This window comes from Sulfitobacter donghicola DSW-25 = KCTC 12864 = JCM 14565, assembly GCF_000622405.1.
In the GTDB taxonomy this organism is placed as follows: domain Bacteria; phylum Pseudomonadota; class Alphaproteobacteria; order Rhodobacterales; family Rhodobacteraceae; genus Sulfitobacter; species Sulfitobacter donghicola.
The window spans coordinates 2,662,910-2,684,088 of the sequence record NZ_JASF01000005.1 but is presented as its reverse complement, the minus strand read 5'-3'; the positions used below and the strand labels follow the sequence as shown (position 1 = coordinate 2,684,088).

Below are 21,179 nucleotides of genomic sequence, written 5' to 3'. Positions count from 1 at the left end.
CTTTGGGGGTGCAAACCAGCTGCCGAGTAAAACCGCTAGTTTACGTGGGGTTACACGAAGTTCTTTAGGCATTCCCACTGGCTAGAAAAGAGGCTGGGCACAGCCCGACCCAACAAATTGCGCTGGAATCAGCGCGCGACAAGGAGTCAAATATGAAGATGAGAACGCTACTTATGGGTGCGATTGCGACAACCGCATTGGCCCCTGCTGCTTTCGCCGAGGGTGAACGCGGCCGAGATGGGGATGTGAAGATCCTGTATTGGCAGGCGCCTTCCATTCTGAACCCATTCCTTTCTGGCGGAACAAAAGATGTTGAGTCCGCCTCTTTGGTGATCGAGCCGCTCGCGCGGTACAACGAAACCGGTGAAATGGTGCCGTTTCTGGCCTCTGAGATCCCAACAGTCGCAAATGGCGGCGTTGCAGAAGATCTCAAATCCATCACGTGGAAAATCGCGCCCGGGCTGAAATGGTCTGATGGCACGCCGTTCACCTCTGCTGATGTGAAATTCACTGCTGAATACTGCATGCACCCTGAAGGTGGCTGTGCGCAGGGCGCAAAATTTGACGGTGTTGAAAGCGTAGAAGCGATTGACGACCTGACTGTAAAAGTCTCCTTCGACGCACCAAAGCCGAACCCGTATGGCCCGTTTGTTGGCGGCGAAAGCCCCATCATCCAAGCGGCCCAGTTCGCTGACTGTCTCGGTGCCAAAGCGCCCGAGTGTACAGAAGCCAACTTTAACCCAATCGGTACTGGCCCGTTCAAAGTTGTTGAATTCCGTCCAAACGACGTAATCACAATGGAAGCGAACGAAAACTACCGTGTTGCAAGCAAACCTGCATTCGCAACGCTGACCTTCAAAGGTGGTGGCGATGCTGCTGCAGCGGGTCGCGCGGTTCTGGAAACGGGCGAGTATGACTATGCTTGGAACCTCCAGCTGGCACCTGATGTGATTGCCAAAATGGAAGAAGGCGGCAAAGGTGTTGCGATCGCTGGCTTTGGCCCGCTGGTTGAGCGTCTGGAAATGAACCTGACGAACCCCTCCCCTGACCTTCCCGCCGAGACACGCTCCACCGTGGCAGAACCTCACCCGTTCTTGTCCGATCTGAAAGTGCGCACCGCGCTGTCCATGGCGATCGACCGCGAATTGCTGACCGAAGTTGGTTACGGCAAAGCGGGTACACCAACCTGTAACCTCGTGCCTGCACCTGCGTTGTACAACTCGGACAACACAGGCTGCCTGACACAAGACATCGAAGGCGCAAAAGCCCTGCTGGACGAAGCAGGCTGGACCGATAGCGATGGTGACGGCACACGTGACAAAGACGGCGTAAAACTGGCGATCCTTTACCAGACCTCCACAAACGCTGTACGTCAGGATTTCCAAGCCTTGATCAAAGACTGGTGGAGCCAGATCGGTGTTGAAACCGAACTGCGCAACCTTGACGGTTCTGTCTTCTTTGGTGGTGACCCAGGTTCGCCTGACACGTTCCAGAAATTCTATGCTGACGTAGAAATGTATGCGAACACCTTCAACGGCACAGACCCACAGGCATATCTGTCGGCTTACCGCTGTGGTAACGAGCCAAAACCATCCAGCCAGTGGCAGGGTGAAAACATCAACCGCTTCTGCGATCCTGCCTATGACGCTCTGCTCGACGAGCTGGCGAAAACAGGTGACCTAGAAAAGCGCGGCGAAATCGGTCGCAAGCTGAACGACATGATCACAAAAGATACCATGACCATCGTTCCGCTGGTAAACCGTGCCCGCGTTTCCGCACACTCCAACTCTCTTGGTGGTATTGTGCTGAACGTATGGGACTCCGAGCTGTGGAACGCCGCAGATTGGCATCGCATCAAGTGATCCTTGCAACGGCGGGGCGACCCGCCGTATGCAGCTCACTGTAAACTTTGGGCGGGGTCACCCCCCGCCCTCTTCTTCCGACAAGACTGATTAACAAAGGCGCCACTTGATGCTGAATTTCACCATCCGACGATTGGTCCTCTCTATTCCGACGCTTTTATTTATCAGCCTCGTGATTTTTCTGCTTCTTCAACTCGCCCCTGGCGATCCGATGGCACAGGTGCCTCTTACGGTTCCGCCAGAGGTGAAACAAAAGATGCGCGAGGCACTGGGGCTGGGTGCTCCGGTCCATGTGCAATACCTCAAATGGCTATACCAGTTTTTCGTGGTCGAGCCGATGGTTCTGATCGATTACCTGACAAGCAAAAGCTTTCTGTTTGGCTGGTTGCCCGACACCCAGCTCAGCATGGAGCTGGACCCTGTCACAGGCGAGTTGGTACAGACCCAGCGTGTGATCAGCTGGCAAACCCGCAGCCCCGTGATGGACATTGTTATCCAGCGCATGCCGCAGACCCTTTGGGTGGTTGGGCTAAGCTATGTTGTCGGCATCCTGATTGCGATCCCGATTGGTATCTATTCGGCCTATCGCCACTATTCAGTCTTTGATCAGGCGGGCACGTTCATCACGATGGTCGGCTTTTCGATCCCGCCGTTTTTCACTGGTCCCCTGCTCATCGTGATCTTCTCGGTCTCGTTGGGTTGGTTGCCCTCGATCTATGACACCACTTTGGTTGTCGACAGCTGGGAGACCTTCAAAATCCAGCTCATGCAGATGATCATGCCGGTGATGGTTCTGGCCCTTCAGACAACGGCGCAGATCAGCCGCTATATGCGCTCGGCCATGCTCGACAACCTGAACCAAGATTATGTGCGCACCGCCCGTGCCAAAGGCCTGAAAGAGAGCGTGGTTGTGATGGTTCACGTCCTGCGCAATTCGATGATCCCTGTGGTCACCGTGATTGCCCTAGGCATGCCTGCCATCTTTGGCGGCGCGATCATTACTGAAAACGTTTTCAAGGTGAACGGCATTGGCCAGCTGCTGCTGACCGCCCTCTTTGCCAATGACCTCCCCATGGTGATGACGCTGACGTTCATCTTTGCCATCCTCATCGTATTGTTTAACCTCATCGCCGATATCTTATACGGCGTCCTAGACCCAAGGATCCGCTATGACTGATCAATCATCCCAGATCGAAGTCTTTGGCGCGCTCCAAGACAAAGAACCCTCACAGCCCCCCCAAAGCCAATGGCGCGACATTTGGGACCAGTTCCGCAAACACAAAGGCGCGGTCTTTGGCGGTGGGTTCCTGCTGTTCATCACGCTGGGCGTTTTGTTTGGCCCTTTCCTGTGGGACATCGAACCAACCAAGCTGGACATCCGCAACAAAAACTGGCGCCCGATCTATAACTTGCTGTGGGATGGTGACGCAAAAGCCGGCTGGGCGCATCCCTTTGGCACCGACCAGTTAGGGCGCGATATTCTGGCCCAGATGATCTATGGCGGCCGCGTTTCCATGGCTGTTGGCTGGTCAGCGATGATCCTTTCGCTGGTGATCGGGACAGCCGTCGGCGTTGCCGCGGGTTATTTCAAACGCATGGATTTCTGGCTGATGCGCCTGACCGATCTGGTGCTGTCCTTGCCGATCCTGCCGCTGGTTCTGCTGGCCGTGACCCTGTTCCGCCAACCGCTGTCTTCGCGGTTTGGCCCCGAGGGAGGGATGTTTGTGCTGATCGTTTCCGTGATCGCGCTGACCTCATGGATGCAGACAGCGCGGATTGTTCGCGGTGATATCCTCGCCCTGAAAGAGCGCGAGTTCATCCTTGCGGCCCGTTCAATCGGGTCAACATCTGGCAAGATCATCCGCAGCCACCTGCTGCCCAATGTGATCTCACCGATCATGGTTTCGGCCACGCTGGGCCTTGCCACGGCGATCATCACAGAAAGCGCGCTCAGCTTCCTTGGCGTGGGCTTCCCGTCGGACTTTCCGACATGGGGTAAACTACTGTCTGATGCGGTAAACCGTATGCAGGAATTCCCCGAGCGTGTCTTGCTGCCTGGTATCCTGATCTCGCTGACCGTTCTGAGCGTGAACTACCTTGGCGATGGCCTGCGTGACGCGCTGGATCCGCGCATTCGCGGACGTTGATTTCATCTGCGCGCCAGCGATGGCGCGCAGACCTTAGATGTTCTTGCGGATGCGCCGTACAGCGGCCCAGACCAACAAGACAACCGGCAGCGTCACCAGCGACGTCAGCAACCCCTTAGACAGCCCTGTGACCTCTGTGAGAGGGTACAAGAGATAGCTGGCAAGCGAGACCGCGTAATAGCTGATAGCCACCACAGACAGCCCCTCAACCGTATGCTGTAGACGAAGTTGAAGATCGGCGCGCCTGTCCATGCTTTCCAAAATCGCTTGGTTCTGGGCCGAGCGTTCCACATCCACCCGTGTGCGCAACAGATCAGAGGCCCTGAGGGCACGGGCCGACATCCGCTCTAGCCGCTCTTGCATCGACAGGACAGTCCGCATCGCAGGTTCATAACGGCGCATCATAAACTCGCCAAATCCCTGCCGCCCCTCAAACCGCTCTTCGCGCAGCGCGCTAATCCGTTCGTCTACAATCGCCTTATAGGCCGCCGTACCCGCAAACCGAAACGAGGTCTGCGCCACGACATTCTCCAACTCGACCGAGACATCAAGCAGCGCGTCCAACGTGGTTTCGGGCTTTAGCTCCTGAGCCGTCATATCCGCCATCAGCTCACTGATCCTGCGGTCCATATCGTTCACCTGCCCGCCGATCTCTCGGGTGAGGGCAAAGCCCAGCATCGACATGGTTTTGTAGGTCTCGATCTCTAACAGACGTTGGATGATCCGCCCAATCCGACGGGTTCCCGTTTGTTCGGGAACAAAGACGGCAAAGCGGGTGTGCCCTGCGGGATCAATCCGAAAATCACTTGCCGCGACAGCGGCCCCATCCAGCACCTGCCCCACGGCGAGGCTTTCTGGGACAAACCAATCGCGCAATTGCGCCAGCATCTTATCCGCCTTCCGAGGGACAGGCATAAGACGCAGTAAACAAGAGGTAAGCCGCTGCCCCGGCGCCGCCTCGAGCCAATCTGCCGGAAACACGTCAAACTCAGCCGGATCAAACGGACGCTCGCTCAGCTCCTCGCTAAAGGCGGTAAAGGTCACAAACTCTGTGTGCTGCTCCCATTTGAGGCTGAATTTCCCCATTGCGCCGTAATAATGCGTGGCGTCCCGATCTGGCAGCGGAGCGCCGTAATGCTGAAGCAGCGAAACCAGATGCTCCATATCCGCATTTCGATCCCGATCTCGCGCCGCGCCCTCTCCCGCCTGTTTAATCGCCAAAAACGCCACAACCTGTGGCGCGCTGACATTCGGGAACGGGCGCGCGTGCAGCTCTCCGGAAAGAGTATAGCGTAGCGGGTGATCGGAAATAGGAGCCATCGCATTTGTCCTGTAGTCATTACGAGCCTTTGTTGTGGCCCATCAGCGATGGCTCCTTCAACGTGGATTTATCTGTGTCGGGCACTTGTTACGGGTACGCAGGTATACATTTCCACTTATCGGAAACCTGCGTTTTTAGGATGCTTGAACTTTGTGCATCCATGCGCGCGCGGGTGCCCTGCTCCAGATCAGCAATGCGCGGCCCAAGAAACTGCCGCTTGCGGTGCCAAGGACAAGGGCAAATGCGATGTGAAACATAGCGTCTGCGTAAACATCTGGCGCGACCGCCTGCAACGCTCCCCCGATGAAATTCGCGCTGAAAATCAGGAGCAAGACGCATAGGGTCAGGCTCTCACCTGCCAGATGGGCCCGCTGGCCGTCATGGGCCAGCAACCACCCCTTTTGCACCTTGAACCCACACCAACCGCCAAAAGCATAGCAGACAAGGAACACACCCCAGATCCAGCTTTCGGCAGGCAGTGACAGAGTTGAACGCACGCCCAACACGCCCAAGGCAGCCAGAATATAGAGGGGAAACACCGGCACCCTGCGTTCATGCCGCGCCCGCAGGCCGATAAAGACCAAAAGCGCCAAAAGCGGCCAAACCCAAACCGGTGCACCTGTGATGAATTGTGTCATGTCGTCGATCCTTTTCTCAGAAATTGAAAGCTGGATACCCCATGCCAAACCTCCACAAACCGATCTAGCGCGGTTACGTGAAACGGCTGTTGCTTGCGCCACTGGCACGGTTTTCCATTCACGAAGCGTGAAATGCACAAGGCCAAACAGCAAAACGCCCCGTCTTTCGACGAGGCGTTTCGGTTTTCAGGCTGTTCTGTTTGGCAGAACGCTTAGTCGATCATGGGCAGCAATTTGTCCAAGGACTCTTTTGCATCGCCATAGAACATGCGTGTGTTGTCCTTAAAGAACAGCGGGTTTTCGATACCGGAGTAACCGGTGCCCTGCCCACGTTTGGAAACAAACACAGTCTTTGCCTTCCAGCATTCCAGAACAGGCATGCCTGCGATGGGGCTGTTTGGATCGTCTTGTGCCGCTGGGTTCACGATGTCGTTGGAGCCGATGACGATGGCAACATCCGTCTCAGGGAAATCATCGTTGATCTCGTCCATCTCCATCACGATGTCATAAGGCACTTTTGCTTCGGCCAGCAAAACGTTCATGTGACCTGGCAAACGACCCGCAACAGGGTGAATGGCGAAACGCACGTTCTTACCCTTGGCGCGCAGCTTGCGCACCAGTTCGGCCACGCCTGTTTGCGCTTGGGCAACTGCCATGCCGTAACCTGGAATGATGATAACGCTGTCTGCTTCATTCAGCGCGGTTGCAACACCGTCTGCATCAATGGCAACCTGCTCACCTTCAACGGCCATCTGTTCACCCGCTGGGCCACCAAAGCCACCCAAGATCACGGAAACAAAGGAACGGTTCATAGCCTTACACATAATGTAGGACAGGATCGCACCCGAAGAACCAACCAGCGCGCCAACAACGATCAACAGGTCGTTCCCAAGGGAGAAACCAATCGCTGCCGCAGCCCAGCCAGAATAGCTGTTCAGCATGGACACAACCACAGGCATATCCGCGCCGCCAATCCCCATGATCAGGTGATAGCCGATAAACAGCGCCGCCAGCATCATGATGAACAATGGGAAGAAGCCACCCGTGTTAAAGTACCAGATCAGCGTGATGACAGAAATAACTGCCGCTGCGATGTTCAGCATGTGACCACCTGGCAGCTTTTCCGCCGCCGAAGACACTTTGCCCGCCAGCTTGCCATAGGCAATCACGGAACCGGTAAAGGTTACCGCACCGATGAACACGCCCAAGAACAGCTCAACGCGCAGGATGTTAATCTCAACCGCTGATTTCTTGGCGATCAGAGCTGCGAAAGTCCCCAGCTCTTTTGTGCTGCCGCCACCTTCAACGATACCCGCCACACGGCCGATTTCGAAATGCGCGATCACGCCGACGAAAACTGCCGCCAGACCCACAAGGCTGTGCATCGCTGCAACCAGCTCTGGCATCTGGGTCATCTGAACTTTTGTCGCCAGCTGATAACCGATGGCACCGCCACCCGCGATCAGGATCAGCGATAGCAGCCAGAAACCAGCGCCTGGGCCAACCAATGTGGCCGCAACCGCCAACGCCATGCCGACAATCCCGTACCATACCGCACGTTTTGCGCTTTCTTGTCCCGAAAGACCGCCCAGCGACAGAATGATGAGAATAGCGGATACGACGTAAGCCGCTGTTGTGAAACCGAAATCCATTATTCAGCCCCCCTTAAGATTTCTGGAACATGGCAAGCATGCGCCGTGTCACGAGGAAGCCGCCAAAGATGTTGATCCCACACATGAAGACCGACAAAGCAGCAAGAATAACAACCAATCCAGAGCCGGACCCGATTTGCATCAGCGCCCCCAGAATGATGATCGAGGAAATCGCATTGGTGATCGCCATCAGCGGTGTGTGCAGGCTGTGCGCCACGCCCCAGATCACTTGGAAACCAATGAATACCGACAAAACAAACACGATAAAGTGCTGCATAAAGCTGGCAGGAGCCACCAGACCAACCAACAGCAGCAATGCGCCGCCAATGCCCAAAAGCATCACTTGGTTCTTGGTCTGCGCCTTAAACGCGGCCAGTTCTTCGGCACGTTTTTCTTCCGCTGTTAGCTCTTTTGGCGCTTCCTTTTTCGGAGCTGCCGCAATTGCTGCCACTTTTGGTGGAGGGGGCGGGAAGGTCACGGCTTCGCCGTAGGCGATGGTCGCACCACGGATCACATCGTCTTCCATGTCGTGATTGATTACACCGTCTTTTTCAGGGGTAAGATCCGACAGCAGGTGACGAATGTTTGTCGCATAGAGGGTCGACGCCTGCGCGCCCATGCGGCTTGGGAAATCGGTATAACCAATGATGGTCACGCCATTTTCCGTAACGATTTTTTCGTCCATAACGGTAAGCTTGCAGTTACCGCCCTTTTCAGCGGCAAGGTCCACAACAACCGAACCCGGCTTCATGGCTGCAACCATATCTTCGGTCCACAGCTCAGGTGCTTCGCGGTTCGGGATCAAGGCTGTGGTGATCACGATATCAACTTCTGGCGCCAGTTCACGGAACTTGGCCAGCTGCGCTTCGCGGAACTCGGGAGAGGAAACAGACGCATAACCGCCCGTTGCCGCGCCGTCTGTCTGCTCTTCTTCAAAGTCGAGATAGACAAATTCGGCGCCCATGGATTCGACCTGTTCGGCCACTTCGGGGCGCACGTCAAAGGCCAATGTAATCGCACCAAGGCTGGTGGATGTCCCGATCGCGGCCAAACCGGCAACGCCAGCACCTACAACCAGTACCTTGGCTGGCGGAACCTTACCCGCCGCCGTGATCTGACCAGTAAAGAAGCGGCCAAAGTTGTTGCCTGCCTCGATTACCGCGCGGTAACCCGCGATGTTTGCCATGGAGGACAAAGCATCCATTTTCTGAGCCCGTGAAATACGCGGGATCATTTCCATCGCGACTACGGTTGCGCCTTTTTTGGCCGCAGACTTCATCTTTGCTTCGTCCGCTACGGGGCTGAAGAAAGAGATCAACGTCTGTTCGGCGCGCAGGCGCTTCATTTCTGACGTGTCTGGAACACGTACTTTGGCGACAACATCGGCTGCCTTCCAAAGAGCGGCGGCTGTTTTCACAACTTCAACGCCTGCTGCCGTATAAGCCGCATCGTCAAAGCCCGAGGCCGCACCGGCGCCTGACTCAATCAGGCATTCATGCCCTAGTTTTTGTAATTGCAAAGCACTCTCGGGCGTCATAGCCACGCGGCGCTCGCCCTCGAATACCTCTTTAGGTGTCCCGATCTTCACTCAAAATCTCCCAAAATGCTTGTTTGGTGCCGAAACTGGCGTGTCGCAGATGATCCAATTGACCTACCCCGCAGATCACCGACAAACAAGCGCACAGCGGGGTTATTACGTAATGTATCGTGGGTTTTTTTGACGCAGCGCACGAATATGTGCCCCCGAGAAGCAGTATTGGGCGCAAAACATTATTTCACCTCGCCGCAATGCAGCGCAACAATGCTACCCACCCAACCAAAGGGAATCACCCCGTTTGGCCAGACAGTTTACCCATAGACTGATGAGAGAGCATTTATGCCCCGCTGCTAATTGGATTTAGCCTGCGCGCGCCACGGCTTCGGGGCGAATGCCAGCCGCCCATTCACGGGCCGCATTTCCGAATGCTTCGAACAAGGGGCGCGAGACCGGATCCTTGGCTGCCTCATATTCAGGATGCCATTGCACCGCGAGGGTAAAGCCAGCTGCACCCTCAACATAAATCGCCTCAGGGGTGCCGTCATCGGCGTAACCGTCGATGACAATTCTAGGGCCTGCTTCTTTGATGCCCTGCCCGTGCAACGTGTTGGTTCGCACAACTTCGGCGCCCATTACACGGTTGAAAACGCCGCCTTTGGTAAAGCGCACATCGTGCCGCAATTCGAATTTCTCTTCCAAGGTGCCATCAGGTGGCATCCGGTGGTTCATCCGCCCGGGCAAATCGCGAATTTCAGGGTAAAGCGTCCCCCCCATGGCGACATTCACCTCTTGAAACCCGCGGCAAATGCCGAATACCGGCTGCCCTGCTTCGACACAGGCTCTGGTCAGCTCCAGCACCAGCGCGTCGCGCAAGCGGTCAAACTCACCATGCGCCGAGGTTGCCTCTTCGCCGTATTCTTCGGGGTGAACATTTGGCCGCCCACCCGTTAACAGAAAGCCGTCACAGCTTGCCATCAGATCAGGAACAGACGCCAAAGAAGGGTCAGACGGGATCAGCAAAGGCAAGCACCCAGACACCTCGGCGATGGCCCGACTGTTCATCATACCGCCTGCATGAACGGGATATTGATCGTTCAAGACGTGGCTATTGCCCATAATTCCGATGACGGGACGACCCATAAATTCTGCTCCTCAGCTCAAAACAGCTCTGCAAAGGATAGCTTTGAACCGCAATGGCCTCAATAGCACAAACGTAACGCGCCTAAACGATAGGCGCGTTACGCCTAAAAATTCACAGCGTTTAGATTTCGCCGATCAGGTTTGCCGCCTCGATACCAGCCAAAGCAGCAACCGCGTCATTGTCCGAGGTGTCACCCGTCAGGCCCACCGCTCCAATAACCGCGCCTTTGGTCGAGCGCAGCAATACGCCACCCGGAACAGGGATCGTCTGCCCCCCGTAAACGCCGTTAACAGCGGCCATGAAATAGGGTTGCTGCTCTGCGCGCGCCATTTGGGCTGTGCCCGCCATGCCCAGCATCACCGCGCCGTATGCCTTGCCATGGGCAATTGCGAAACGCCCTGGCGCCGCACCATCCTGCCGTTCAAAGGCGATCACATGCCCGCCTGCATCCAACACCACGGCGGAAAGCGGTTTCAGCTCCATTTCCGCGCCTTTTTCAAATGCCTTACGGATGATGGTCCGCGCTTTTCTAAGGGATAGGTTCATTGTCTTGCCTCTCAACTATTTCGTATTACTCATTTCAGAACATCGGCCATCCCGTGATGCAACAGCCAAGTTATCGTTATCGCAAAGCGGCCTTTAGCTCTAAGCGGCGCGCGTGAAGGACGGGTTCGGTGTAACCGGATGGTTGGCGCGCGCCCTCTAACACCAGCTCGCAGGCTGCTTTGAAGGCGATACCGTCAAAATCCGGTGCCATATTGATATAGGTCGGATCACCCGCATTTTGGCGATCAACCACAACGGCCATCTTTTGCATCGATGCGATCACCTGTTCCTGCGTGATAACCCCGTGATGCAGCCAATTGGCTAACGCCTGCGCGGAAATTCGGCAGGTTGCGCGGTCTTCCATCAGGCCCACGTCGTGGATATCCGGCACCTTTGAGCACCCCACCCCCGCGTCGATCCAGCGCACGACATAGCCAAGGATCCCTTGGGCGTTATTATCAATCTCTTGGTTGATCTCCGCGTCACTCAGATTTCGGCCAAGCATGGTTGGAATGGTGAGCAAATCTTGCATTGTGCCGCGCGGGCCGCCCGAAGCGATCTCATCCTGACGGGCCAGAACGTCAACTTTGTGATAATGCATCGCGTGCAATGTGGCGGCTGTTGGTGAAGGCACCCAAGCACAGGTTGCGCCTGACTGGGGGTGTCCGATCTTGGCTTCCAGCATCTCTTGCATCCGGTCAGGCATCGCCCACATGCCTTTGCCGATCTGCGCACGCCCTTTTAACCCACAAGCAAGGCCGATATCGACATTGCGATCCTCATAGGAACCAATCCATGGGGCGGATTTCATCTCGCCCTTAGGCACCATTGGTCCCGCCTCCATCGAGGTGTGGATTTCATCGCCAGTACGATCCAAAAACCCTGTATTGATAAACGCCACACGCGATTTTGCTGCGCGGATACATTCGCCCAAGTTAACCGACGTGCGGCGCTCTTCGTCCATGATACCCAGTTTCACCGTGTTTTCGGGCAGGCCCAGCACCTGTTCGACATGCGCAAAGATTTCATTGGTAAAGGCCACTTCGGCAGGGCCATGCATCTTTGGCTTTACGATATAGACCGATCCGCGCAAGGAATTGCCGCCTGTGCGGGCCAGATCATGCAAGGCGATCAATGTGGTGATCATGGCATCCATCAGACCTTCGCCAACCTCCAGACCGTCACGGTCTAACACTGCTGGGTTGGTCATAAGGTGCCCAACATTGCGCACCAACATCAGCGAACGCCCCTTTAGCGAAAACGCACCGCCATCTGGCGCCGTATATTCGCGATCGGGGTTCATTTTGCGGGTGACCATCTGGCCGCCCTTTTCAAAGCTTTCGACCAGATCACCGCGCATCAGGCCCAGCCAATTGGAATAGGCCACAACCTTGTCTTCGGCATCCACCGCCGCGACGCTGTCTTCGCAATCCATAATGGTGCTCAGCGCAGATTCCAGCACCACATCAGAAACATGCGCTGGGTCCGATGTGCCAATCGGATGGCTGGCATCCACTTGAATTTCCACATGTATGCCGTTGTTCTTTAATAGGATCGCCTTGGGCGATGTTGCATCCCCGACAAAACCCACAAACTGCTTTGGGTCCGCCAAAGCAGGCACCAAGGCACCCGCCTGTATCGAATACCCTGACACATCCGTATGGCTTCCTTGCGCCAGTGGTGCGGCCTCATCCAGAAACGCCTTTGCCTTTGCCACAACACGCGCGCCGCGATCGGCGTCATAGCCGCCAGCGGCAGGTAGATCGCCCAGCGCATCGGTACCATAGAATGCATCATACAATGACCCCCACCGCGCATTGGCCGCGTTCAGCGCAAAACGCGCATTGGTAATCGGCACAACCAACTGAGGTCCCGGCGTTGCCGCGATTTCAGCATCCACATTCGCCGTATCAATCTCAAAGGGTGCACCCTCGGGCACCAGATACCCGATTTCTTTGAGGAAGTCGGCATAGGCCTTTGCATCATGGTCCTGCGCTTTACGATCCTTGTGCCACGCATCTATTTTCTGCTGAATTTCCGCCCGCACAGCCAGCAATTCGCGGTTCTTTGGCCCAAAATCATGGATAAGTTCGGAAAACCCGCTCCAAAACTGATCCGCTGAAACGTTCAAACCATCTAGGGCTTGGGTCTCGACAAAATCAGCCAGCTGAACATCAACCTTCAATCCACTGCGATCCACACGTTCCATAAAAAGCTCCTCTTCGCCAATTGCGCAAATTTCCGATAGGAAACATAATTTCCCCCACAACTACTGGCCGAACCGCCAGACCGCAAGGGAATTTGGTAATGTCCCCTTACCAATCCCGCAACGCCCTGCGTTAATGGCCAGAAACCCGCATCTTTTCCACCATAAGCTGTACAGAAACCACCAGCAGCTGTATCCTTTTTCGACACTGATTGTTCACAGCATATCCCGCCTGTGCGCTTGCAGCTTTGGGTTCTCGGCCATAACCTCTGCGCCAAAGAAACAGACCCAACGAAAGCGATAATATGAGCGACGCGGCACCCGAGACGATCTATCTTTCCGACTACACCGCCTTCCCTTGGACAGCCAAAAGCGTCGACCTTCACTTCACACTTGATCCCCATGCAACCCGCGTTCGCAGCTGCATTCGTTTTGAACCAAACCCCGCCTCGCCTAACGGTCCAGAGTCAGAGATGTTTCTGCATGGTGAAAAGCTAAAGCTGATCCATGCCAAGATTGACGGAGCGCCCGTTACCCCGACCCTCACCAATGAGGGCCTGACCATCGCAGTGCCCAGCGGGTCGTTTACGTGGGAAGCCGAAGTCGAGATCGACCCTGCGAATAACACCGCTCTCGAAGGGTTGTATATGTCGGGTGGCATGTATTGCACGCAATGCGAGGCCGAAGGCTTTCGCAAGATCACCTATTACCCCGACCGCCCAGACGTGATGAGCGTGTTTTCCGTAACCATAGACGGCCCCCACCCTGTGCTGTTGTCAAACGGCAACCCCGTTGTCACATCCGACAATCACGCCCAGTGGCATGACCCGTGGCCAAAGCCTGCCTATCTGTTTGCGCTGGTCGCGGGCGATCTTATCGCCCACTCGGGTCAGTTCACCACCCGTTCGGGCCGTGATGTGACATTGAACCTCTATGTTCGCCCCGGTGATGAGGGTAAATGCGCCTTTGGGATGCAGGCGCTAAAGGATTCCATGAAATGGGATGAAGATGTCTATGGGCGGGAATACGATCTGGACCTGTTTAACATTGTCGCTGTTGATGATTTCAACATGGGCGCGATGGAGAACAAAGGCCTGAACATCTTTAACTCTTCGGCCGTGCTGGCCTCGCAAGAAACCTCAACCGATCTGAACTTTGAGCGGATCGAGGCGATCATCGCGCATGAGTATTTCCACAACTGGACGGGCAACCGCATCACCTGCCGCGATTGGTTCCAGCTGTGCCTCAAGGAAGGGCTGACCGTTTTTCGCGACAGCCAGTTTACCGCCGATATGCGCAGCGAACCTGTCAAACGGATCGGGGATGTGATCGACCTGCGCGGCCGCCAATTCGCCGAAGACCAAGGCCCCCTAGCGCACCCCGTGCGCCCCGAGAGCTTTCAAGAGATCAACAACTTTTACACCGCAACGATCTATGAAAAAGGTGCCGAGGTTATTCGGATGCTCAAGACATTGGTCGGCGATCAAGCCTATCGTGAGGCGCTGGACCTCTACTTTGAACGCCACGATGGCGACGCAGCCACAATCGAGGATTGGTTGCAGGTGTTCGAGGATACGACAGGCCGTGATCTCAGCCAGTTCAAGCGCTGGTATTCTCAGGCGGGAACCCCGCGCGTCGCAGTGAACGAGGCATGGGCAGATGGCACGCTCACCTTGACCTTCACGCAGACGCTAGCGCCATCGGCAACCACAGCCGATCCACAGCCGCAGGTGATCCCGCTGGCCGTTGGGTTGATCGGCAAGGACGGTCGCGAGGTTGCCTCGACCCAAGTGCTGGAAATGACCCAAGCATCCCAAAGCTTTGCTTTTGAGGGGCTAACCGAGGCACCGGTTGCCTCGATCTTGCGCGGATTCTCAGCGCCTGTTGTGCTGGACCACCCGCTCAGCGATGCGCAGCGCGCGCATTTGCTGGCCCATGACACCGATCCGTTCAACCGCTGGGAGGCGGGGCGCAATTTGGCTCAGGCCTCCCTGCTGGACATGATCCGAACGGGGGTAAAGCCGAACGCAGCTTACCTTGCAGGCCTCAAAACCGTTGTCACCGACGCCACATTGGACCCAGCCTATCGCGCGTTGATGATGGGCCTGCCCAGCCACAGTGATTTGGCAACAGCCCTGCATGACGCGGGGGATATCCCCGACCCTGAGGCGATCCATACCGCAGTAGAAACCATGCGGACAGCACAAGCCACAGATCTGGCGGAACACCTTGAAGAGCTTTATGCCGCCCATCAAGTGAGCGAAGCCTACCAACCCGATGCGGCGCAATCGGGCGCTCGGGCGCTCGCAAACGCCGCGCTTTCATTGCTGTCGCGCAATGATGGCGGCGCGCTAGCGCAACAGCAATACGCCAGCGCCGACAACATGACCCAGCAGCTGAGCGCATTGGGCGCCGCAATTCGGGCGGGTGTCGGGGCGCCCATGTTAGAGCAATTCCAACAGCAATGGCGCGACGACCGTCTGGTGATGGACAAATGGTTCGCGCTTCAGGTTGTGCAGGCCAAACCCGAAGACGCAGCCGCCACAGCCAAAGCGCTCACCGAGCACGCGGATTTCAACTGGAAAAACCCCAACCGCTTTCGCGCGGTCTTTGGCTCTTTGGCGATGCATCACGCGGGCTTTCACCATGGCTCGGGGGATGGGTACAGGTTGTTGGCGGATTGGTTGATCAAACTGGATCCGGTTAATCCGCAAACAACGGCGCGTATGTGTTCAGCATTCCAGACATGGAAACGCTATGACCCTGCGCGCCAGTCCCTGATCCTTGAACAAGTTAACCAAATATTAACAAAACCTGACCTAAGCCGTGACACCACTGAGATGCTGACCCGTATCGCTGAAGCATAACGGCCAAAACAGGACCCGAAAGAGTAACGAGGACCCCCTATGATTTATATCTTAGTCATCTGTGGCGCGTTGGGCGCGGCCTATTTCCTCTTTCGGCATTTTCAGCGCGGGGCATATGTTATTGGTTCCTACATGGAGGCACCGGCCGAGGTGCGCGCCGCCGCAAAACGTGTTGGCTTCAAGGCTCAGCCAAATGTGCATTCAATCACGAGCCTTCACAGCCCCGAACTCTGCGTCGCTGCGATGGCTTTTGCATTTGCGCAAATGGACGACAATCAAGAACCGTGTGAGGAAACGCTGGCCAAGGCCGTGTCAAAACATCTGCAGGTTGACCCCCTCCAGATTGACGATTTTTGCACCTTGGCGCCTTGGTTGGTGGATCAGGGGGGCGGGCCTACTCCCGCCTTTGATCGCCTGACCAAAAGGTTAAAACAATTGGACCATGGCCCGTATTTTGGCAAAATGATGAATGTTCTTGGCGATATGACAGCCGCAGGAACCAAGGGCATGCCCAGCGCGCGCCAAGCCGATGCCATGGGCGCGCTCGCCCGCATTTTCCGCACTGCATGACCCTCCCCTATACCTACCAGACACAGGGACGCCGCCCTTTGACGGCTGTGATCTTGGTATTGATCTGGGTCGCGCTTTTTGCCGCTTATTTCTTGCTGGATGCGTCAGCCGTTGTATTGGCTATTTTAGGCGCGTTTACCTTGCCCGCCGCGTTTGAGCTGGCTGCAAACCCGACCGCGACATTTTCGTTGGACGATAACACGATCCGTTGGGAAACGGGGCGCCAAGAGGCAAGCATCGCCTTGTCAGAGGTTGATCATCTGCGCTTTGATACCCGCCTAGACATGTCCGTCCGTTTGACGGTAGTGCGTCCCTCGGGTGTGAAAATCCGCGTTCCTGTGCAGGCCACACCGCCCCATGCCATTCTTGAACCCCTTGCAAAAGACGCAGGGGTGCAGACGCAAAGGCATCATTTTTCGCTATTGGGTTAAGGGCGCGATTTGGGGCGCGTGCTATTGCGCAACCTGCAATAGTTCTGGCGTTTGAGCCAGCCAGCCATATCCTGACGTTTCGCGCTGCTGCGCATGGGCCCCCAATCCGCCGATACGCCGCGCCATTTTTTGTCACGCCCATGGATGACGCCGTCACGTTTCACCGTAAAGGCCATGATCCGCACAGCGCAGCTTAGGTTTGCAGCTCCGTTTTTCAACGCCTCTCCAGTGCCCACGTTACACTTATACCCTCGCGCAGTTGCGGGCAGGATCTGAAGCAACCCATACCAGCGCCCGCCGCCGCCAACCGCCCACGGTTTATAAGTGCTTTCATGTTTGGCAAGTGCAGACATATAGCCAACCCAAAAGGCGCGGCGCTGGTCATCATCATTATCGCTATATGCCGGACACCAGTTGGCAATGTCACGCGGCACCATTTCAACCAAAGGGCTCCCGTGTGATTTCAGCGCCGATATAGCCGCCCGCGTCCACAGCGAATGCCCCTGCATATGCTGCCAACGCGTTTTGGGAATATGAGGTGATCTGGCAGGTGGGCGAATATCAAACGAGACCGTGTTCACATGCTGTGTCTCTACCGCTGCAGGGACAGCCTCCTTTTCGGCACCAATGCCCCCTTGCGCGCCAGCGTCACCTTCTGCCGCATTGCCAGTTTCCGCCTGTTCCTGCGGCTGGCTTTCTGGCGGGATCGCAACATCTGAAACAGAGGATCGAACCAACGCCCCCGAAGGTGGCCGTATTTGTGGTTGCTCGTTGGCGAATGCCTCTTGCCCCCCGAAAGCCAACATTAAAGACACCCCAAAGCCCCAGACAGGAGCTATTGGCCACAAACCATCAAACCGGATTTTTTCAAACTTTAAACTCATGGCGCATAGTATGGTCGTTGAAAATCACCGCTGACAAGTATTTTGCCCGCGGCCCAGTGCCAATTGTTCCCCGATAAGCAACATTGCACCAGCGCTGCGCCGAATCCACCAAGCTCGCGAAACAAATGCCCTGTGAATTTCGCCACTTAAACGTTCCAGCGCCACTTTCACGCCCAAATGATCGGCCAAATTCAATAGCACGACGAATTAAAATTTCGACATTGGACGGTACTATGACGCAATTGGCATCCTTTTTCCGCAAGATTTCGGGCCTTGAACAAAGGTCAAAATCGCTGGAATCGCGCTATGCTAAAACGGCTTTGCAAGACCGCCCCGCTGAGAGGGGCGCAAAATCACGCGCGCCCTCGCCCCTGCGCAAACGCCAGCCAACCAAACGCCCCGACCCTCTCCCCATTCCTGAAGAACCCTTGTTTAAAGAGGTTACCCCGAGCGAGAAACCAAACGCTGCAAAGAACGATTTCGTCGCAAACATCGCAGCCAAGCTGAGCATCCCCTGCCCCGATCCGACAGGCGAAGAGCGCATTCGCGATGAACACCAGAACAAAGCTTTGAAATTGGTGCGCCAAGAAGACTGGGCAAAACTATCAAAGTTAATTGCTGCCGCCGATGCAGAAAACGCAATGACACCAGGGGGCATGAATGTGGCCGAGCTGCTTTCCTTTGGGGCGCGCGCTGATGTTGTTCTGGCAGTTGAGCACGCATTGCTCGACCGCACCCCCGAACAAGATGCGCCATTGATGATGGGCATCGAAGCCTTGGAGTTTGTTTTAGCCGAACATGCACATGACTATGTTATCGGATGCATTGTGGCGCAGGCGCATATGGATATGGCTTGGGCGTGGCGCGGTATTGGATGGGATGTGGAAATTGCGCCCCGCAATCGCGAAGCCTTTGAAGCGCATTTCGCTCGGGCGCGCGAGATTGTCCAATCCTTTAAAGGGAAACCTGAAACCTCCGCTCTCTTGGCAAGCACCTCTTGTGCGTTGCAACGGGGTGCCGATTGCACCAGCAAAACCGTTGCAGACCGCTATGAAGCCCTGATTGACCTGAACCCCGAAAACACCAGCCCGTTGCGCGCCCTCGGGACACATATGTTGCCCCGTTGGTATGGTTCATATGACGCGCTAGAGCTGGAAGCCCGCCGCACTGCTGCGCGCACTCAGCAGACGTGGGGCGCTGGCGGGTACACGTGGGTTATGTTTGATGCGATCAGCGTCGATGACGAAGCCTGCGCCCGTCTGGATTTGCCCTTCTTTATCGAAGGCCTGCGCGACATTGTTAATCATCGCCCCGAACCCCACACCGTTAACTTGCTGGCGGCATATTGCGCCAACACAATAGGCCAAGCGTTTTCAGGCAATGATGCAGCAGACGCCAACCGCGCCCTGATTGCGGAATGTGCTGACTGGATCGTGCGTGAACACCTCACCGAACTTCACCCGATGATCTGGGCCCATGCCGCCCAAGGGTTTGCCAATAACCTGCGCGTCGCCTCTGCCTCTCGGTTTGCGGCCGCTGGCCAAGAGGATGCTTTGCGCATCATTGCAGGGCTGTTCAAACGCGAAATCGCCGCAGGCCAGCGCATTGTCTTTACGGACCAAGGCCCGACATCGGTTGCCACCTAACCGTCAAATCACGCCTCAGGAAACAAATACGCGCAAAGAGTAGCCAAACAAAGCGTGCTGGCTCAAACTTGGCTCGACTAATCCGCCCCATTGGCTTTCGCCCTCTTGCTCCCCTCAACGCCCCCCGCTAAACCCGTCACAACAACCAGCGAAAGGCGTTTCCATGCTAGACCTCACCTATGACACCCCAAAAGTCCGCACCATCGCAGGTGCCAAACAGGATTGGGAGCTGGTGATCGGCATGGAAGTCCATGCGCAGGTTTCTTCAAACGCAAAACTGTTTTCTGCCGCCTCGACCAAATTTGGCGCCGAGCCAAACAGCAATGTCGCCTTTGTTGACGCGGCCATGCCCGGCATGCTGCCCACGATCAACGAATATTGTGTAGAACAAGCGGTGCGCACGGGCCTTGGCCTGAAGGCCGAGATCAACCTGTGGTCTGCCTTTGACCGCAAAAACTATTTCTACCCTGACTTGCCGCAGGGCTATCAGATTTCCCAGCTGTACCACCCCATCGTGGGCGAAGGCGAAGTGCTGGTTGAAATGGGTGATGGCACGGCCCGTTTGGTCGGCGTTGAGCGCATCCACCTAGAGCAGGACGCAGGCAAATCGATCCATGATATGGATCCGAACATGTCCTTTGTGGATTTGAACCGCACAGGCGTCGCCCTGATGGAAATCGTGTCACGCCCTGACATTCGCGGCCCAGAAGAGGCAGCCGCCTATCTGGCCAAACTGCGCCAGATCCTGCGCTATTTGGGTACCTGTAACGGTGATATGCAATCAGGCGCGATGCGCGCGGACGTGAACGTGTCGATCTGTGCTCCAGGTCAGTACGAAAAGTACAAGGCCACAGGTGATTTCGGCCACCTTGGCACGCGCTGCGAAATCAAAAACATGAACTCCATGCGCTTTATCCAGCAGGCCATCGACGTAGAGGCCAAGCGCCAGATCGCGATTGTCGAAGCAGGCGGAGAAGTCACCCAAGAGACACGCCTGTTTGACCCAGACAAACAGGAAACCCGCTCGATGCGCTCCAAGGAAGAAGCGCATGATTACCGCTACTTCCCCGACCCCGATCTGCTGCCATTGGAGATCGAACAAGCATGGGTTGACCAGATCGCGGCAACCTTGCCCGAGCTACCAGACGCCAAGAAAGCCCGTTTTATCAACGACTTTGGTCTGTCTGACTATGATGCATCGGTTCTGACTGCCGATCTGGATAGCTCGTCCTACTTTGAGGAAACCGCCAAAGGCCGCGATGGCAAGATGACCGCAAACTGGGTCATCAACGAATTGTTTGGCCGCCTGAAAAAGGACGAAAAAGACATCTCGGAAAGCCCCGTCACCCCTGCTCTGCTGGGTGGGATCATTGACCTGATCGCCTCTGACGCAATTTCGGGCAAGATCGCCAAAGACGTCTTTGAAATCACCTATACAACGGGCCGCGACCCTGCGGAAATCGTTGAGACCGAAGGCCTCAAGCAGGTTACCGACACTGGCGCAATCGAGGCCGCTGTGGATGAAATCATCGCCGCGAACCCCGATCAGGTCGCCAAAGCCCGCGAGAACCCGAAACTCGCCGGTTGGTTTGTGGGTCAGGTGATGAAAGCCACAGGCGGCAAGGCCAATCCAAAGGCCGTGAACCAATTGGTCGCAGCCAAGCTGAAAGGCTAAGCAGCGATAAGGGCTTGGGGGTGATCGCCCCCAAGCCCCACCTTGCGCCCCCGCGT

The 21,179-nt window shown here is 56.1% G+C and carries 16 protein-coding genes; 8 read left to right on the top strand and 8 right to left on the bottom strand.

Going from position 1 to position 21,179, the window contains the following annotated elements:
* The first annotated feature begins 152 nt into the window (after positions 1–152).
* The 3 genes from Z948_RS0114330 (at position 153) to Z948_RS0114320 (ending at position 4,009) form a co-directional block, all read left to right on the top strand.
* On the top strand, positions 153–1,862 hold the full coding sequence (locus tag Z948_RS0114330) for a peptide ABC transporter substrate-binding protein (RefSeq protein WP_025060246.1): 1,710 nt from the start codon (positions 153–155) through the stop codon (positions 1,860–1,862).
* Positions 1,863–1,971: 109 nt separating this feature from the next.
* Positions 1,972–3,039, top strand: coding sequence for an ABC transporter permease (locus tag Z948_RS0114325; protein WP_025060245.1), 1,068 nt, complete (start codon positions 1,972–1,974; stop codon positions 3,037–3,039).
* Positions 3,032–4,009: an ABC transporter permease gene (locus Z948_RS0114320; RefSeq protein ID WP_025060244.1), complete on the top strand. Its 978-nt coding sequence runs from the start codon at positions 3,032–3,034 to the stop codon at positions 4,007–4,009. Before Z948_RS0114325 ends, Z948_RS0114320 begins: the two co-directional genes overlap by 8 nt.
* A 33-nt stretch (positions 4,010–4,042) precedes the next feature.
* Here the strand turns inward: Z948_RS0114320 and Z948_RS0114315 are convergent, their stop codons facing one another.
* The 7 genes from Z948_RS0114315 to Z948_RS0114285 all read right to left on the bottom strand — a co-directional run bounded on the left by Z948_RS0114315 (position 4,043) and on the right by Z948_RS0114285 (position 13,053).
* Positions 4,043–5,329 carry a DUF3422 family protein gene (locus tag Z948_RS0114315; protein ID WP_025060243.1) on the bottom strand — a complete coding sequence of 429 codons (1,287 nt, stop codon included), beginning with the start codon at positions 5,327–5,329 and terminating at the stop codon, positions 4,043–4,045.
* Between the two features lie 135 nt (positions 5,330–5,464).
* Positions 5,465–5,968 carry a hypothetical protein gene (locus Z948_RS0114310; RefSeq protein WP_025060242.1) on the bottom strand — a complete coding sequence of 168 codons (504 nt, stop codon included), beginning with the start codon at positions 5,966–5,968 and terminating at the stop codon, positions 5,465–5,467.
* 212 nt (positions 5,969–6,180) lie between these two features.
* On the bottom strand, positions 6,181–7,620 hold the full coding sequence (locus Z948_RS0114305) for an NAD(P)(+) transhydrogenase (Re/Si-specific) subunit beta (RefSeq protein WP_025060241.1): 1,440 nt from the start codon (positions 7,618–7,620) through the stop codon (positions 6,181–6,183).
* A gap of 13 nt (positions 7,621–7,633) precedes the next feature.
* Entirely contained in the window at positions 7,634–9,208 is a 1,575-nt protein-coding gene (locus Z948_RS0114300) for a Re/Si-specific NAD(P)(+) transhydrogenase subunit alpha (protein WP_025060240.1), read from the bottom strand.
* A 309-nt stretch (positions 9,209–9,517) separates the two neighbouring features.
* Entirely contained in the window at positions 9,518–10,297 is a 780-nt protein-coding gene (locus Z948_RS0114295; protein ID WP_025060239.1) for a gamma-glutamyl-gamma-aminobutyrate hydrolase family protein, read from the bottom strand.
* Between the two features lie 121 nt (positions 10,298–10,418).
* Complete coding sequence (locus tag Z948_RS0114290) at positions 10,419–10,844, bottom strand: GlcG/HbpS family heme-binding protein (protein ID WP_025060238.1); 426 nt, start codon at positions 10,842–10,844, stop codon at positions 10,419–10,421.
* A 76-nt stretch (positions 10,845–10,920) separates the two neighbouring features.
* Positions 10,921–13,053 (bottom strand): malate synthase G, encoded by a 2,133-nt coding sequence (locus Z948_RS0114285; RefSeq protein WP_025060237.1) that lies wholly within the window; start codon positions 13,051–13,053, stop codon positions 10,921–10,923.
* A gap of 302 nt (positions 13,054–13,355) precedes the next feature.
* Here Z948_RS0114285 and pepN point away from each other — a divergent pair, with 302 nt between their 5' ends.
* From pepN to Z948_RS0114270, 3 genes are read left to right on the top strand one after another with little or no spacing between them, the layout of a single operon-like run.
* The gene (gene pepN, locus Z948_RS0114280) at positions 13,356–15,917 is read left to right on the top strand and encodes an aminopeptidase N (protein WP_025060236.1); all 2,562 of its coding nucleotides are present in this window, start codon (positions 13,356–13,358) and stop codon (positions 15,915–15,917) included.
* Between the two features lie 39 nt (positions 15,918–15,956).
* Entirely contained in the window at positions 15,957–16,487 is a 531-nt protein-coding gene (locus tag Z948_RS0114275; protein WP_025060235.1) for a hypothetical protein, read from the top strand.
* A complete protein-coding gene (locus tag Z948_RS0114270; RefSeq protein ID WP_025060234.1) occupies positions 16,484–16,918 on the top strand; it encodes a hypothetical protein in 435 nt (144 codons plus the stop codon). Before Z948_RS0114275 ends, Z948_RS0114270 begins: the two co-directional genes overlap by 4 nt.
* On the opposite strand, the gene Z948_RS18170 is transcribed toward Z948_RS0114270, so the two are convergent.
* Positions 16,915–17,724: a transglycosylase SLT domain-containing protein gene (locus Z948_RS18170; RefSeq protein WP_025060233.1), complete on the bottom strand. Its 810-nt coding sequence runs from the start codon at positions 17,722–17,724 to the stop codon at positions 16,915–16,917. The two genes, Z948_RS0114270 and Z948_RS18170, sit on opposite strands and share 4 nt — an antisense overlap.
* A gap of 311 nt (positions 17,725–18,035) precedes the next feature.
* Here Z948_RS18170 and Z948_RS19230 point away from each other — a divergent pair, with 311 nt between their 5' ends.
* Entirely contained in the window at positions 18,036–19,448 is a 1,413-nt protein-coding gene (locus Z948_RS19230) for a hypothetical protein (RefSeq protein WP_025060232.1), read from the top strand.
* 163 nt (positions 19,449–19,611) lie between these two features.
* Complete coding sequence (gene gatB, locus Z948_RS0114255; RefSeq protein ID WP_025060231.1) at positions 19,612–21,123, top strand: Asp-tRNA(Asn)/Glu-tRNA(Gln) amidotransferase subunit GatB; 1,512 nt, start codon at positions 19,612–19,614, stop codon at positions 21,121–21,123.
* Positions 21,124–21,179: the final 56 nt, after the last annotated feature.

What these genes read in the sequence shown, in the direction of transcription:
- Z948_RS19230 (WP_025060232.1), top strand. Translation starts at nt 18,036, where the DNA reads ATGACGCAATTGGCATCCTTTTTCCGCAAGATTTCGGGCCTTGAACAA.
- Z948_RS0114320 (WP_025060244.1), top strand. Translation starts at nt 3,032, where the DNA reads ATGACTGATCAATCATCCCAGATCGAAGTCTTTGGCGCGCTCCAAGAC.
- Z948_RS0114285 (WP_025060237.1), bottom strand. Translation starts at nt 13,053, where the DNA reads ATGGAACGTGTGGATCGCAGTGGATTGAAGGTTGATGTTCAGCTGGCT.
- Z948_RS0114315 (WP_025060243.1), bottom strand. Translation starts at nt 5,329, where the DNA reads ATGGCTCCTATTTCCGATCACCCGCTACGCTATACTCTTTCCGGAGAG.
- Z948_RS18170 (WP_025060233.1), bottom strand. Translation starts at nt 17,724, where the DNA reads ATGTTGGCTTTCGGGGGGCAAGAGGCATTCGCCAACGAGCAACCACAA.
- Z948_RS0114275 (WP_025060235.1), top strand. Translation starts at nt 15,957, where the DNA reads ATGATTTATATCTTAGTCATCTGTGGCGCGTTGGGCGCGGCCTATTTC.
- Z948_RS0114330 (WP_025060246.1), top strand. Translation starts at nt 153, where the DNA reads ATGAAGATGAGAACGCTACTTATGGGTGCGATTGCGACAACCGCATTG.
- Z948_RS0114290 (WP_025060238.1), bottom strand. Translation starts at nt 10,844, where the DNA reads ATGAACCTATCCCTTAGAAAAGCGCGGACCATCATCCGTAAGGCATTT.
- Z948_RS0114295 (WP_025060239.1), bottom strand. Translation starts at nt 10,297, where the DNA reads ATGGGTCGTCCCGTCATCGGAATTATGGGCAATAGCCACGTCTTGAAC.
- gatB (WP_025060231.1), top strand. Translation starts at nt 19,612, where the DNA reads ATGCTAGACCTCACCTATGACACCCCAAAAGTCCGCACCATCGCAGGT.
- Z948_RS0114310 (WP_025060242.1), bottom strand. Translation starts at nt 5,968, where the DNA reads ATGACACAATTCATCACAGGTGCACCGGTTTGGGTTTGGCCGCTTTTG.
- Z948_RS0114325 (WP_025060245.1), top strand. Translation starts at nt 1,972, where the DNA reads ATGCTGAATTTCACCATCCGACGATTGGTCCTCTCTATTCCGACGCTT.
- Z948_RS0114270 (WP_025060234.1), top strand. Translation starts at nt 16,484, where the DNA reads ATGACCCTCCCCTATACCTACCAGACACAGGGACGCCGCCCTTTGACG.
- pepN (WP_025060236.1), top strand. Translation starts at nt 13,356, where the DNA reads ATGAGCGACGCGGCACCCGAGACGATCTATCTTTCCGACTACACCGCC.
- Z948_RS0114305 (WP_025060241.1), bottom strand. Translation starts at nt 7,620, where the DNA reads ATGGATTTCGGTTTCACAACAGCGGCTTACGTCGTATCCGCTATTCTC.